The organism is Halomonas sp. BN3-1, from assembly GCF_003056325.1.
In the GTDB taxonomy this organism is placed as follows: domain Bacteria; phylum Pseudomonadota; class Gammaproteobacteria; order Pseudomonadales; family Halomonadaceae; genus Halomonas; species Halomonas litopenaei.
Window position 1 is genome coordinate 17,840 of record NZ_PYVV01000011.1, and the last position, 13,215, is coordinate 31,054.

Consider the following 13,215-nt stretch of genomic DNA (forward strand, 5'->3'; position numbering starts at 1 on the left):
CAAGGACCTCGACATGACAACTGCTACCGACGCTCGCCTGCCGCTATCGGGCATCAAGGTTATCGAATTCAGCCATATGGTGATGGGCCCGACCTGTGGCTTGATCCTTGCCGATCTCGGCGCCGAGGTCATCAAGATCGAACCACCTTGCGGCGACAAGACCCGCAGGATGAGTGGTGTGGGCATGGGGTTCTTTCGCACCTACAACCGCAACAAGAAGAGCGTGGTGCTGGACATCAAGTCGGATGCCGGCCGGGAGGCGTTGCATGCCTTGCTGGAAGACGCCGATGTGATGATCGAAAACTTTCGTCCAGGCCTGATGGAGCGACTCGGATTCGGCTACGCCAGCCTTTCGGCGCGCTATCCCGAGCTGATCTACGTGTCTCACAAGGGCTTTCTCCCAGGCCCCTACGACAACCGCCTGGCTCTCGACGAGGTGGTGCAGATGATGGGGGGCCTGGCGTACATGACGGGCCCGGAGGGTCGCCCGCTTCGGGCCGGCGCCTCGGTCAACGACATCATGGGCGGCATGTTTGGCGCCATCGGTGTCTTGGCTGCCTTGATGGAGCGAAGCCACACTCGGCGCGGCCAGGAAATTCAGAGCGCGCTCTTCGAGAATTGCGTCTTTCTCAGTGCTTCGCATATGCAGCAGGCCGCGATGTCGGGAGAGGTGCCTCCGCCGATGCCGTCCAGGGTGTCGCCATGGACCGTTTACGACGTCTTTACGCTGGCCAGGGGCGAACAGCTTTTCATCGGTGCGGTCAGCGACAAGCAGTGGGTTCAGCTGTGTGAAGTGCTGGGTCGGGAAGACCTGCGGGATGATCCGGCGCTGGCCACCAACGAGCAGCGACTGCCGGTACGCCGCGATCTGCTCGATGCCCTCGGCGAGACCCTGGCGCAACTGGAAATCGAAGATGTCAGCCGCCGGCTGGATCAGGCCGGTCTGCCCTACGCACCGATCACCCGGCCCGACGAGCTGCTCGATGACCCCCACCTCAGGGCCAGCGGTGGGCTTGTGCCACTTGCCAACGACGAGGGGGGAACTACCCAGACCGTGCTGCTGCCGCTGCTGATGGGCGGCAAGCGCCCCCAGGTGCGGATGCCGCTGGCCCGTATCGGTGAGCATACCCAGGAGGTGCTGGGAAAGCTCGGCCTCGCTACCGACCGATCGCTGTGATCTGCCTGCGGTTGTTTACCTGCCGCGAGGTCTTTCAGCGAATCAGCCGATTACGCACGAAGCACAGCAAGACAAGGCTAAACCACAACAAAGAGAGCCCAGCCATGACTATCCATCGTCTACGCCTGACCACCCTGGCCGCTGCCATCGCCTTGCTCGGGGCTTCCGATGCGTCGCTGGCGGCCGACTACACCTTGCGTCTCGCCCATCAGTTGCCGGCATCCCATCATGTCGCCCAGGCCCTCGAGTCCTTCGCCAGTGAGGTCGAGGCAGGCAGCGACGGGCGCCTCGATGTCGAGATCTTCGGCGGGGCCCAACTGTATGGGCCGACCCAGTTCCACGCTGCGGTGGCTCGCGGACAGATCGAGGCCGCATCGATGCTCAACCTGCTGTGGGGAGGGACCATCCCCGAGATGCAGGTATTCAACATTCCCTACCTGATCACTCATCCGCAGGACCTGGAGAACTTCGCCGACTCCGAGGCCGCCGCCTGGCTCGATCAACGTCTGGCTGAAAAGGGCGTGACCAATCTCGCCTGGCTGGTGGACGCCAACAATCTTGTCTACACCTCGGCTCAGGCGCCGCTGGTGGAGCCTGACGATTTTCAGGGCATCAAGATTCGTGGCCTCAGCAAGGTCTTCGACGCCGGTCTTATCGCCATGGGCGCCTCTCCGTCGACCATGCCTGGTTCTGAGGTCTATCAGGGGCTCCAGACAGGGGTCATCGACGCCGCCATGAGCAGCGCTAGTGCCGTCTACGCTCGCCGCTATTTCGAGGTGCAGGCCTATGGCGTGGGCACCAACCTGATCACCGTGTACCAGAACATCATCGTCAACCCGCGCTGGTGGAGCGAGCTGCCGGATGAGCTGAAGGGCGTGGTGACGGCGGCGCTGGAGCGGGCCGAGCAACAATTGCTGCCGCGCTCCGAAGGCATCTCCTCGGAACAGATCACGCGGCTGGAAGACAGCGGCATGCAGATCACGCTGCTCGACGACGCGCAGCAGCGGGTTCTGGGAGAAGCTATGCGACCGGCGGTTGTCGCTGCCTTCCTCGAGACAACTCCTCGCGGGCAGGAACTGTTGGACCTGATCGAACAACGCTGACACGGCCTTCGGCGAGGCAGACGCCCACCGCCGGAAAGGAGAGTGACATGCCTATCGAGACATCAACCGGCTCCACCGAGCCCTGTTTCGACAATCGAGCGGCGCGCCTTTGCCGCCGTCTATCGCCGGTGGTCGCGGCTTTGACCAGCCTGTTCATGGCGGTATCGGCGCTGGGCGTCCTGGTCGCCATGCTGCTGATCGGCTATTCGGTCATCGCCCGCTATCTGTTGGGAAGTCCTTCGCTATGGATCGATGACGTGGTCACCTTCGTGCTGGTGGGGATCGTCATGTGCGCTACCGCCTCGGCGCTGCGCGAGGGACGGCACCTCAGCGTCGACTTGATGACCGAACGCCTGGGACAGGGACGCCGACGCTGGGTTCAGGCCTGGTCGATGGTGGCGGTGCTGGTGGTCGCGCTGTTTCTGATCATCGACGGCTGGCAGACGGCGATGTTCTCGAAAATGCTGGGCATGACCACCATCGGCTACGTGCAGGTGCCGCTGTACCTGCTGCAGTTGATGATCCCCTTCGGTGGAGTAATGCTTGCCATGGTAGCGCTGGAGTCGCTGCTGCGCCTGGCCGGAGGAGGACAGGCCTTCGTCGTCGTGGACGCTGACCACAGCCATGCCAGGGAGGTGCGCTCATGATGTCGGTCGCTGCCATCCTGCTGGGTCTGGTGCTGCTGCTGTTCACCGGGCTACCCATCTTCGCGGGGCTGTCGCTGTTCGGTGGCGGGCTGCTGATTGGCTCCGGGGCCGGGGTGGTCGGGGTTTCCGAGGTCATCTTTCACAAGATCAGCCTCTACGTGCTGCTGGCCATCCCCCTGTTCGCCTATATGGCCCATATCATGATTCGTGCACGGATCATCGATGACCTCTACAACACGGCCTATACCCTGACGCGGCATATGCCGGGAGGCGTCGGTATCGCCACCATCCTGGCCTGCATGATCTTCTCTGCGATTTCCGGGTCGAGCGTGGCTACGGCGCTGACCATCGGCGCCGTGGCGATACCGCAGATGATCCGTTTCGGCTACGACCCCAAGGTCGCCTACGGGCTCGTGGCCGCCGGGGGCACCCTGGGCATCCTGATTCCGCCATCGGGGCCGATGATCATCTACGGCGTGGCCACCGATACCTCGATCGGTGGGCTGTTCATGGCCGGACTGATCCCGGGGCTGATGCTGGCGCTGATCTTCATGCTGTCCACCGCCTTTCAGCAGCGCCACCGTCAGCGCGAACCCAGAGCCAGCCTCAAGGAGGCGCTGGTCGCCATTCGTGGTTCCGGCTGGGCGCTGGCCTTGCCGACCCTGGTGCTCGGCGGCATGTACGTGGGCGTGTTCACGGCCACTGAAGCGGCGGCGGTGGGGGCGCTGCTGGCGCTGGCGGTCGGCAGCCTGATCTACCGCACCGTCGGGCTCCGGCAGATCTGGGCGTCGGCCATCGACGCCAGCCGTACCTCGGCCATGCTGTTCATGATTCTGGCCGGCGCCGCAGTCTTCAGCCATGCCCTGACCAAGCTGATGATTCCTCAACAGATCGTGGGTCTGGTGTCGACCTTGGAGATGGGGACCTTCGGCTTCCTGCTGGCGATGATGGCACTGATCTTCGTGCTCGGTATGTTTCTCGAGTCCATCGCCATCATCCTGATCACCTCACCGGTGGTGCTACCGGCGCTGACGCTGCTTGATATCAGCCCCATCTGGTACGGCGTCATGCTGGTGATCAACCTGGAGTTGGCCATGATCACCCCGCCGGTGGGCATGAACCTCTTCACCATCAAGGCGGTGACCGAGGCGCCGATCGGTCAGATCATCCGCGGCTCGCTGCCCTTCGTGGTGTTGATGCTGCTGGGCCTGGCTCTGGTGATGGTCTTTCCAGGCCTGGCGCTGTGGTTGCCCGGGACCATGCTGGACCTGGGGCCTTGAGCCGGAGACACGCGGCATCGATTGCTGGTCAGCATCAAGGCGACGACGAGGCTGACTCGGTCAGGTAGTCGAACAGGTGGCGGGCGGGGGCGCTCAGGGCGTCGAGGTCGCGGACGAAGGCGACGAAGCGTCGGGTGGCCCATTCGTCGACCAGGGGAATCGCACGAATGTCCATGGCCTTGGCGTAGAGACCGGCGGCGTCCATGGGCACCACCGCCACCGCCAGACCCGAATCGACGATGCGAAAGGTCGCGTCGAAGGTGGTGACATGGACGCGAAAGCGAATCGCCCGACCCAACAGCGTCGCCTCGCGCTGCAGGGTCAGACTGACCAGGCTGCCGGGCAGAATCTCTACATGGTCGTAGGCGAGTGTTTCCTCGAAGCGCAGCTGATGTCGCTCGGCCAGAGGGTGGTCCGGCTTGACCACCAGACCGAGCTGGTCGGTGTGGTAGTGGCGATGGTGCAGGTGATGGGTGCGAGCGTTTTCCCAGCACAGGCCGATATCGGCTCGGCCTTCCTCGATGCCACGGGTGATCAGCGCGCTGATCTTTTCCTCCAGATTCACCTGAACCCGGGGGTGCTCTTTCATGAACTGACTGATCTGGCTCGGCAGAAACTGGCACACCGCCGACAGGCTGGCGAGGATACGAAGGTTGCCCTGCAGGCCATGGCTGAATTCACTTAATTCCGCCTGCAGGCGCTCCATCGAAGAGAGCGTCTCGCGAGCTGCACGCAGCATCACCTCACCGGCCGGTGTCACCACCACACCGCGCTTGCGGCGGATCAGCAGGCGGACCCCCACCTGATCCTCCAGTGCCGTCATGCGCTTGCTGATGGCCGAGGGGACGATGGCCATCTGCTCGGCGGCGGCGGCGATGCTGCCCTGGTCGCACACGGCGATGAACAGTGCCAGGGATTGGGGATCGAAATGTCGCATCGGCTCTGGCCTGTCAGGGACGAAATGGATCCAGGTAACGACGCTGCGCATTGCAGCTGGATGGATCGACTATAGCGAGTCTTGGCGAGGCCTGCTGGAGGCTCCTTCGCGTGGTCTTGACGGTATCGGTCTGGCATGTCCGCCTGACAGCCCTTTTACTTACCACGGTTTTTTCGATGTCAGGCCGAGGTCCTGCCCTGACTCGAGTCCTCGGCCGATGCTGCCAGCGCTTCCAGGTCACCCTTGTCGGTGACGATAAAGTGGTAGCAGACCAGCGCCAGCACACCGGACAGGCCGATGGCGATGGCCATGCTGTGCGAGGTGCCGTCGTGGAACTGGCCGACCAGGGCGCCGACTCCGGCGGCGATGCTCATCTGGATAAAGCCGAACAGTGCCGAGGCCGAGCCGGCGCAGTGGGGGTTGGGTGCCAGGGCGCCGCCCATGGTCTGTGGCATGATGATGCCGAAGCCGATCATGTAGGCCATGTGGGGGCCGATGACCGCCCAGGGGGTATGCACCCCGGCCAGCGCGAGCAGCGCCATGGTGCTGCCGCCGAGGGCGGCGATCAGGCTGGCGGCGACCAGCAGCTGGTGGCGGCTGCGGCGACGGCTGAGCTTGGCGCTGGTCAGCGAGCCGATGAAGAAACCGAGCACGATGGCGGCGAACAGGTAGCCGTACGCGTCGGGGCTGACCCCCATGTAGTCGATCAGCACAAACGACGAACCCGACAGAAAGGCGAACAGGCCGGAGAAGGCGGCCGCGTTGGCCAGGGTATAACCGACGAAGTCGCGCTGGCCGAGCAGCGAGCGGAAGGTGATGGCCAGCGCCGAGGGCTTGATCGACTGGCGTCGGTCCCGCGGCAGCGGCTCGGGCATCATCGCGATCAGCCCCAGCATGGCGGCGGCGTAGAGCGCCAGCAGCAGGAAGATGGCGTCCCAGCCGAACCACACCAGCAGCCCTGCCCCGACCACCGGGGCCAGTGCCGGGGCCAGCGCCATGACGCTGGCCATGTAGGAGAGGATGCGGCTGGCCTCGAAGGGGCCGTGGATGTCGCGCACCGCGGCGCGGCCCAGCACCGGCCCCGCCGAGCCTCCCAGCGCCTGGAAGAAGCGTGCCACCAGCAGCGTCTCGATATTCGGCGCGAAGGCGCAGACCAGGCTCGCCAGCAGAAAGACCCCCATCCCGAGTGCCAGCACCGGCTTGCGTCCGAAGCGATCGGACAGCGGACCGCACAGTAGCTGCGCCATGGCGAAGCCGATCAGATACAGCGACAGGGTCAGCTGGATCTGATCGGCTCCGGTGCCCAGCGCCTCGCGCATGGCGGGCATGGCCGGCAGGTACATGTCGGTGGCCAGGGGGCCCAGGGCGGTCAGCGCCGCCAGCAGGGCCACGGTGGCGCGGGAGGTCGGGTTCAGCACACGCAACTCCTTGGTGTCAGGTACGGTGACGGTCGGGTCAGGGAAAGCGAAGGGAGCGCTTTTCGCGCTCCCTTCGCGGTGTCGATGCTGCTGCTTGGAGGCAGACATCGTTCCGTCAGTGTTTCCTTAGTCGGCTTATTGTAGCCGATCTCAGGTAGCGTCTGGCTGAACACCCGGTGCCGCCCTGGCGAAGGCCGGCAGCGCCCGCGCCTGTTCCGATACCGCGCGCACTCGCGCAAAGGGCGCGAGGTCACACTCGAAGCGCTCGGCGTTGAACACCTGGGGCACCAGGCAGACGTCGGCAAGGGTCGGCCCGTTGCCGACGCAGAAGTCGCCCATGGTGTGCTCAAGCATCGCCTCGACGGCGGCCAGCCCCGTTGCTACCCAGTGGCGGTACCAGGCCAGTCTGGCGTCATCCGATAGCCCGAGCTCGCCGGTCAGGTGCTTGAGCACCCGCAGATTGTTCAGCGGGTGGATCTCGCAGGCGACGACCTGGGCCAGCGCCCGGATCTGCGCCCGATGCTCGGCGGAGCCGGGCAGCAGCGGTGGTTCGGGGTAGCGCTCGTCGAGGTATTCGCACAGCGCCAGGGATTGGGTCAGCGCCTGTCCCTGGTCGGTGACCAGGGTCGGCACCAGGCCCTGGGGATTGCGCGCCAGATTGTCGGCATCACGCTGCTCGCCCTTGACCAGATTGACCGGGTGATGGTCGAGGGTGATGCCCTTGAGATTGGCGACGATGCGCACGCGATAGGCCGCCGAAGAGCGAAAGTAACCGTAGAGTTGCATGGCAGGTTCCAGAAATTGGCGGGGGCGGGCCCGATGCTCGTGTGGCGGCCCGAGCGGTGGCGGGACGCCCGCCGGGGACGGCGGGCGTCGAGGGCCGAGGCGTCGACGGTGGTGGACGTCCGCCCCAGGACTCAAGGGGGCTGGCTCAGTCCTTGGGTTGGTACTTCACCACCCGCTGGTCGATGGCGCCGAAGATGCTCTGGCCGGCCTTGTCGAACATCTCGATGCGCACCCGGTCACCAAAGCGCAGGAAGGGCGTCTTGCTGTCGCCGTGCAGGATCTTCTCGACCATACGCACCTCAGCCAGGCAGCTGTAGCCGACGCCGCCGTCGGCCACCGGCTTTCCGGGGCCGCCATCCGGGTCCGGATTGGACACGGTGCCGGAGCCGACCACCGCGCCGGCGCCCAGGTAGCGGGTGCGGGCGGCGTGGGCCACCAGTTGCGGGAAGTTGAAGATCATGTCCGGGCCGGACTCGGGCTCGCCGAACTTGTCGCCGTTCAGATGGACCGTCAGCGGCAGGTGCACGCGGCCATCCTTCCACGCCTCGCCCAGCTCGTCCGGGGTGACGCAGATCGGCGAGAAGCTCGAGGCCGGCTTGGCCTGGAAGAAGCCGAAGCCCTTGGCCAGCTCCCCGGGGATCAGGCCGCGCAGACTGACGTCGTTGACCAGCATCAGCAGCTTGATGTGGCCGGCTGCCTGTTCGGGGCTCACCGCCATCGGCACGTCGTCGGTGATCACCGCGATCTCGCCCTCGAAGTCGATGCCGTGGTCTTCGCTGACCGCCTCGATACCGTCATAGGGACCGATGAAGCTGTCGCCGCCGCCCTGGTACATCAGCGGGTCGGTCCAGAAGGTCTCCGGCATCTCGGCGTTGCGCGCCTGGCGCACCAGTTGCACATGGTTGAGATAGGCCGAGCCGTCGGCCCAGTGATAGGTACGCGGCAGCGGCGAGTGCAGCGCTTGAAGATCGAGCTCGAAGGCCTCCTCGGCGGCGCCGTCGTTGAGGCGCTGGTAGATATCTTCAAGGCGCGGGGCCAGCTCGTCCCAGTCTTCGACGAGCTGTTGCAGGGTGGTGGCAATCTGCGGCACGCGTACGGCGTGGGTCAGGTCGCGGGAGACGACGATCAGCTCGCCGTCGCGTCCGCTCTTGAGGGTGGCCAGTTTCATCAGAGGGTTCCTTGTGGTCAAAGCAGAGGTCGGTCAGGGCCGCGTCGGATCGAAGTGGGACTTGAGTCCCTTCCACACATCCACGTAGTCGCGCTGGCGGAAATCGGCGGCCAGCGCCTTTTCGGTAGGCTGGAAGACGTAGCGGCTCTCGAACATGAAGGCCAGGGTCGCCCCTTGATACTGAGGCTCGAGGCTGGCGTCGGAGGCCTTCTCGAAGGTCTCGGCGTCGGGGCCGTGGGGCGACATGCAGTTGTGCAGGCTGGCGCCGCCGGGCAGGAAACCTTCGGCCTTGGCGTCGTACTCGCCGTGGATCAGGCCCATGAACTCGCTCATCAGGTTGCGATGGAAGTAGGGCGGGCGGAAGGTGTTGTCGGCCACCATCCAGCGCGGCGGAAAGATCACGAAGTCGATGTTGGCCATGCCCTCGGTGTCCGACGCCGACGTCAGCACGGTGAAGATCGAAGGATCCGGGTGGTCGAAGCTGACGGTATTGATGGTGTTGAAGTTGGCCAGGTCGTACTTGTAGGGCGCCACGTTGCCGTGCCAGGCGACCACGTCCAGCGGCGAGTGGTCCAGCCGGGTCGCCCACAGTGCCCCGGAGAACTTGGCCACCAGTTCGAAGTCGCCCTCGAGGTCCTCGTAGGCGGCCACCGGCGACTGGAAGTCGCGCGGGTTGGCCAGGCCGTTGGCGCCGATAGGGCCGAGCCCCGGCAGCTCCAGGGGACTGCCGTAGTTTTCGCAGACGTAGCCCCGGGCCTGGTCGCCCTCACTGATGCGGACCTGGAACTTGACCCCGCGCGGGATCACCGCGATCTCGCCGTTGCCCACCTCGAGCGCGCCGAACTCTGTGCGCAGGCGCAGGGTGCCCAGCTGAGGCACGATCAACAGTTCGCCGTCGGCGTTGTAGAAGAAGCGTTCGGTCATGTCCTGGTTGCAGGCATAGACATGGACACCGCAGCCGGCCTGGGTGCCGGCGTCGCCATTGACCGCGATGGTGGCAAGACCATCGATGAAGTCGGTGGCCGCCTCGGGCAGGGGAGCCGGGTCCCAGCGCATCTGGTTGGGGTCCGCGGCAGGACGTGACAGCGGCGCGGTGGCGAGACCGCCGTGCTCCAGCGGGCGGTAGGCGCTCTGGGCCACCGAGGGGCGGATGCGGTAAAGCCAGCTTCTCAGGTTATGGCTGCGCGGCGCGGTGAAGGCCGAGCCGGTGAGCTGCTCGGCGTAGAGCCCGTAGGCGCAGCGCTGGGGCGAGTTCTGCCCCTGGGGCAGGGCGCCGGGTAGCGCTTCGTTGGCGAAGTGATTACGAAAACCGCTTTGATACGCAAGCGGTGTCTGGTCGAGACGTTGGGACATCGGGAAATCCTCCGCTCAGGATGATGAGGTGTCGTGTCGGGGCAGCTCGCCGGCAAGGCGCAGCGCCTCGTCGAGCACGTTCTGGTCGCCGATATGGTTGGCCAGCAGCAGGATCAGGCGGGCATTGATGCGTTCGCTGTCCTGCTCGCTGACGTCACGATGCAGCTCGGTGAGCGCGGCGTAGAAACGGTCCGCGTCGGTGAAGTTGGGGCCGAGTTCAAGCGCTGGCATGACGTACCTCCGGCATCGACAGGGACTGCCCCAGGGCGCGCTCGAGACAGGCCTCGACGCGGTCGGCATCGAGCCGGCGCCAGCGGGCGCTGACGTGCTGGTCCGGGCGCCACAGGTAGGCGCCGTCGCTGGTGAGACCATAGCGGCTGGCCACCAGGCCATCGCAGTCCTCGACCAGGGTGGTCCGGGGCATCGAGGCTAGCGCCTCGCTCGGCGCGACCTCCGGCGCGGACACGACCAGCAGACGCAGATCGTCGCGCCGCTCGAGCAGGTCGCGCAGGCCGCCCAGTGACTGAGTTTGCCGGGCATCGAGCATCAGCACGAAGTCGCCACCAAGCTGGTTGAGCAGCCAGGCCGGCCTGCCGCCAAGGCGGACCGGCGCGTCGCTGGCGCAGCTGCCCGGAGCACGGTCCCGCGGCAAGCTCGAGTCATCGTCACCGTTGAGCGGCGAGTCGTTGTAGCGGCAGGGCAGTGACAGACGACCGGAGTTGACCAGGCTGCGGGCAAAGTCGAACTCTTCTGCCAGCTCCAGGGTGGTATCGCGGAACAGTCGGCTGACCCGACTCTTGGGGGTGATGAAGTCGGTAGCGCGGGTGGAGTTGAGGATGTTCTCTGCCGCCCCGTACTGGCGTTCCTGATTGTAGGTAGCGATCAGCTCCAGCGGCGCTTCACCCTTGACCACCCGGGCCAGCTTCCAGGTCAGGTTCTCGACGCTCTGGATGGCGCCATTGGCGCCGCGGGCGCCGAAGGGTGAGACCTGATGGGCCGAATCGCCGATGAAGTAGACCCGGCGATGGATGAAGTCATCCATCTTGCGGCAGCGAAAGGTGTAGACGCTGGCCCACTCCAGCTCGAACTCGACGTCCTCACCGAGCATGGCCTGGACGCGGGGGCGGATGTTCTCTTCCTTTTTCTCTTCCTCGGGATCGGCGTCCCAGCCCAGCTGGAAGTCGATGCGCCAGACATTGTCCGGCTGCTTGTGCAGCAGCACCGACTGCTCAGGATGGAAGGGCGGGTCGAACCAGAACCAGCGTTCGGTGGGGAAGTCGGCCTGCATGATCACGTCGGCGATCAGAAAGCGGTCCTGGAAGACCTGGCCCTTGCTCTCGAGCCCGAGCATGTCGCGAATCTTCGAGTTGGCACCATCGGCCACCAGCAGGTGATCGCAGCGCAGTCGATAGTCGCCGTCTTCGGTGGTGACGGTGATCAGGCTGTGGTCGTCATGGCTCTCGACCGCGGTGACCTTGTGCATCCAGCGCAGGTCGATCAGGTCGTCGAGCTGCATGGCGCGATCGACCAGGTACTCCTCGAAGTAGTACTGCTGCAGGTTGATGAAGGCCGGCACCCGGTGGCCGGTCTCGGGCAGCAAGTTGAATTCGTAGACCTGGCGCTGCTGAAAGAACACCTTGCCGACCTGCCAGGTGACGCCCTTGTCGAGCATCGGCTGGGCGCAGCCCAGCCGATCCATGATCTCCAGGGTGCGCTTGGCGAAACAGATGGCGCGGGAGCCGACGCTGACGGTGTTGTTGTCGTCGAGCACCACGCTGGCCACGCCCTGCTGGGCCAGGTCAACCGCCGCGGCAAGGCCGCTGGGGCCGCCGCCGACGATGACCACCGGGCAGTGACGGGGCGCCCCTGCGTCGAGCTCCCTGGCGCGGCGATAGGGGTAGACGGGATTGTTGTAGGTGGTGGGCATGAGTATCTCCCGGGAAGCCGCGGGTGCGGCTTCCCCAGTCCGGCGACGAGGGTTACTGGGCGGCGACCACGTCCTGCAGCGAGTGCCACATCTCGGTGTCGCGCTCGGCGGTCCAGATGCGGGGATCCGGATGCTCGCCGCCGGCCTCGTCGTAGCAGCGAGTGATATCGAAGGGCAGGCAATGTTCGAAGATGACCCAGTGACCGTACTTGGGCTTGAGCTTGGCGTAGGTCTCTGAATAGCACTCGGCCAGCGACTTGCCGGCTGCCTTGCCGGCCTTCACCGACTCGTACATGTCGGCCAGGAAGTGGCGTGTGCCTTCGATGCCCTCGCGGCACTGCTCGGGGGTGGCCAGCGCCTCGCCGCGACCCGGCACCAGTTTTTCGGGCGCGAACTCGAGCAGGGCGTCGAGGGTGGTCGGCCAGTGTTCGTGGTAGGCATCGCCGGTGTAGGGGGTGGCGCCATACTCGACCAGGTCGCCGGCAAACATCACCTTTTCCTCGGGCAGCCAGACGATGGTGTCGCCCTTGGTGTGGCCGCGACCGACGTGCAGCAGTTGTACTTCGCGCTTGCCCATGTACAGCGTCAGCTTGCGGTCGAAGACGATGGTCGGCCAGGTCAGGCCCGGGACCGAATCGACGCCCTTGAACAGGCGCGGGAAGCGACCGACCTCGGACTCGTAATCCTGCTGGCCACGCTCCTGAATCAGCTCGTAGGTATTCTGGCTGGCGTAGATGTGTTCGGCGTTGTAGGCCGAGGCGCCGAGCACGCGCACCGCGTGGTAGTGGGTCATCACCACGTGCTTGATCGGCTTGTCGGTGACTTCGCGGATTCGACGGATGACATCCTCGGCCATGATCGGTGTGGCCTGGGTGTCGATCACCATGACGCTGTCGTCGCCGATGACCACTCCGGTATTGGGGTCCCCTTCCGCGGTGTAGGCGTAGAGGCCTTCGGCCAGCTTGACGAAGCTGACCTGCTTTTCTTCGGTGTCGGCGTGTGAGGCGAACTTCTTGGTCATGGGTCCTCCGGGGTCATCGGTGGTCCGCCCCTGTCGGGATGGGGACGGTGTGTCAGGAGAATAGTTTCTGATGAAACTAAAAGTCCAGCACGTCTTGACCTATGTCAGCATGTCGGGGCCCTTTCCGGAGTTTTAGTGACGGAATTTCATTGATTTATCGTTGTTTTAGACATAGGTCTACCTGTCTCTGTTTCACTTCATGGTTTCATTGGAGACTAATTGTCTGTCGGGTTCCGGGGTCATGTGTCAGCCGCCGTTGTGCTTTTTCGCCGAATCCCTCAGCGCCGTGTAACCAGCCTGTGCCCGTGTTGCCTCCTGGCAGTGACCGGCAGGCGATCTCCCATGTCGAGCACCAGCGTTCTCGAACGCGTTGCCGGCAGAATCGAGGAAGAAACCGA

The 13,215-nt window shown here is 64.9% G+C and carries 12 protein-coding genes; 4 read left to right on the forward strand and 8 right to left on the reverse strand.

Features of this window, described 5'->3' with window-relative positions; all coding sequences use genetic code 11:
* Positions 1-13 precede the first annotated feature (13 nt).
* The 4 genes from C9F12_RS15230 (at position 14) to C9F12_RS15245 (ending at position 4,207) form a co-directional block, all read left to right on the forward strand.
* On the forward strand, positions 14-1,177 hold the full coding sequence (locus C9F12_RS15230) for a CaiB/BaiF CoA-transferase family protein (RefSeq protein WP_108449442.1): 1,164 nt from the start codon (positions 14-16) through the stop codon (positions 1,175-1,177).
* Between the two features lie 104 nt (positions 1,178-1,281).
* Positions 1,282-2,280 carry a TRAP transporter substrate-binding protein DctP gene (dctP, locus tag C9F12_RS15235; protein WP_108449443.1) on the forward strand — a complete coding sequence of 333 codons (999 nt, stop codon included), beginning with the start codon at positions 1,282-1,284 and terminating at the stop codon, positions 2,278-2,280.
* 47 nt (positions 2,281-2,327) lie between these two features.
* On the forward strand, positions 2,328-2,927 hold the full coding sequence (locus tag C9F12_RS15240; RefSeq protein WP_108449444.1) for a TRAP transporter small permease: 600 nt from the start codon (positions 2,328-2,330) through the stop codon (positions 2,925-2,927).
* Positions 2,924-4,207, forward strand: coding sequence for a TRAP transporter large permease (locus tag C9F12_RS15245; protein WP_205254707.1), 1,284 nt, complete (start codon positions 2,924-2,926; stop codon positions 4,205-4,207). The genes C9F12_RS15240 and C9F12_RS15245 overlap by 4 nt, the downstream gene beginning before the upstream one ends.
* Before the next feature lie 34 nt (positions 4,208-4,241).
* On the opposite strand, the gene C9F12_RS15250 is transcribed toward C9F12_RS15245, so the two are convergent.
* The 8 genes from C9F12_RS15250 to C9F12_RS15285 all read right to left on the reverse strand — a co-directional run bounded on the left by C9F12_RS15250 (position 4,242) and on the right by C9F12_RS15285 (position 12,817).
* Positions 4,242-5,144: a LysR substrate-binding domain-containing protein gene (locus C9F12_RS15250; RefSeq protein ID WP_045993878.1), complete on the reverse strand. Its 903-nt coding sequence runs from the start codon at positions 5,142-5,144 to the stop codon at positions 4,242-4,244.
* 179 nt (positions 5,145-5,323) lie between these two features.
* Positions 5,324-6,562: a multidrug effflux MFS transporter gene (locus tag C9F12_RS15255; RefSeq protein WP_108449446.1), complete on the reverse strand. Its 1,239-nt coding sequence runs from the start codon at positions 6,560-6,562 to the stop codon at positions 5,324-5,326.
* Positions 6,563-6,712: 150 nt separating this feature from the next.
* The gene (maiA, locus tag C9F12_RS15260; protein WP_108449447.1) at positions 6,713-7,348 is read right to left on the reverse strand and encodes a maleylacetoacetate isomerase; all 636 of its coding nucleotides are present in this window, start codon (positions 7,346-7,348) and stop codon (positions 6,713-6,715) included.
* A gap of 145 nt (positions 7,349-7,493) precedes the next feature.
* On the reverse strand, positions 7,494-8,516 hold the full coding sequence (locus tag C9F12_RS15265; RefSeq protein ID WP_108449448.1) for a fumarylacetoacetate hydrolase family protein: 1,023 nt from the start codon (positions 8,514-8,516) through the stop codon (positions 7,494-7,496).
* A 33-nt stretch (positions 8,517-8,549) separates the two neighbouring features.
* Positions 8,550-9,869, reverse strand: coding sequence for a homogentisate 1,2-dioxygenase (gene hmgA / locus C9F12_RS15270; protein ID WP_108449449.1), 1,320 nt, complete (start codon positions 9,867-9,869; stop codon positions 8,550-8,552).
* Positions 9,870-9,884: 15 nt separating this feature from the next.
* Complete coding sequence (locus C9F12_RS15275) at positions 9,885-10,100, reverse strand: DUF2783 domain-containing protein (protein ID WP_108449450.1); 216 nt, start codon at positions 10,098-10,100, stop codon at positions 9,885-9,887.
* The gene (locus C9F12_RS15280; protein ID WP_108449451.1) at positions 10,087-11,796 is read right to left on the reverse strand and encodes an FAD-dependent oxidoreductase; all 1,710 of its coding nucleotides are present in this window, start codon (positions 11,794-11,796) and stop codon (positions 10,087-10,089) included. Before C9F12_RS15280 ends, C9F12_RS15275 begins: the two co-directional genes overlap by 14 nt.
* A 52-nt stretch (positions 11,797-11,848) precedes the next feature.
* Entirely contained in the window at positions 11,849-12,817 is a 969-nt protein-coding gene (locus tag C9F12_RS15285) for an MBL fold metallo-hydrolase (RefSeq protein WP_108449452.1), read from the reverse strand.
* Positions 12,818-13,215 lie beyond the last annotated feature (398 nt).

Excerpts from the sequence above, each read along its gene's own strand:
- C9F12_RS15275 (WP_108449450.1), bottom strand. The coding sequence starts at position 10,100 with ATGCCAGCGCTTGAACTCGGCCCCAACTTCACCGACGCGGACCGTTTC.
- C9F12_RS15245 (WP_205254707.1), top strand. The coding sequence starts at position 2,924 with ATGATGTCGGTCGCTGCCATCCTGCTGGGTCTGGTGCTGCTGCTGTTC.
- C9F12_RS15240 (WP_108449444.1), top strand. The coding sequence starts at position 2,328 with ATGCCTATCGAGACATCAACCGGCTCCACCGAGCCCTGTTTCGACAAT.
- dctP (WP_108449443.1), top strand. The coding sequence starts at position 1,282 with ATGACTATCCATCGTCTACGCCTGACCACCCTGGCCGCTGCCATCGCC.
- hmgA (WP_108449449.1), bottom strand. The coding sequence starts at position 9,869 with ATGTCCCAACGTCTCGACCAGACACCGCTTGCGTATCAAAGCGGTTTT.
- C9F12_RS15280 (WP_108449451.1), bottom strand. The coding sequence starts at position 11,796 with ATGCCCACCACCTACAACAATCCCGTCTACCCCTATCGCCGCGCCAGG.
- maiA (WP_108449447.1), bottom strand. The coding sequence starts at position 7,348 with ATGCAACTCTACGGTTACTTTCGCTCTTCGGCGGCCTATCGCGTGCGC.
- C9F12_RS15265 (WP_108449448.1), bottom strand. The coding sequence starts at position 8,516 with ATGAAACTGGCCACCCTCAAGAGCGGACGCGACGGCGAGCTGATCGTC.
- C9F12_RS15285 (WP_108449452.1), bottom strand. The coding sequence starts at position 12,817 with ATGACCAAGAAGTTCGCCTCACACGCCGACACCGAAGAAAAGCAGGTC.
- C9F12_RS15250 (WP_045993878.1), bottom strand. The coding sequence starts at position 5,144 with ATGCGACATTTCGATCCCCAATCCCTGGCACTGTTCATCGCCGTGTGC.
- C9F12_RS15230 (WP_108449442.1), top strand. The coding sequence starts at position 14 with ATGACAACTGCTACCGACGCTCGCCTGCCGCTATCGGGCATCAAGGTT.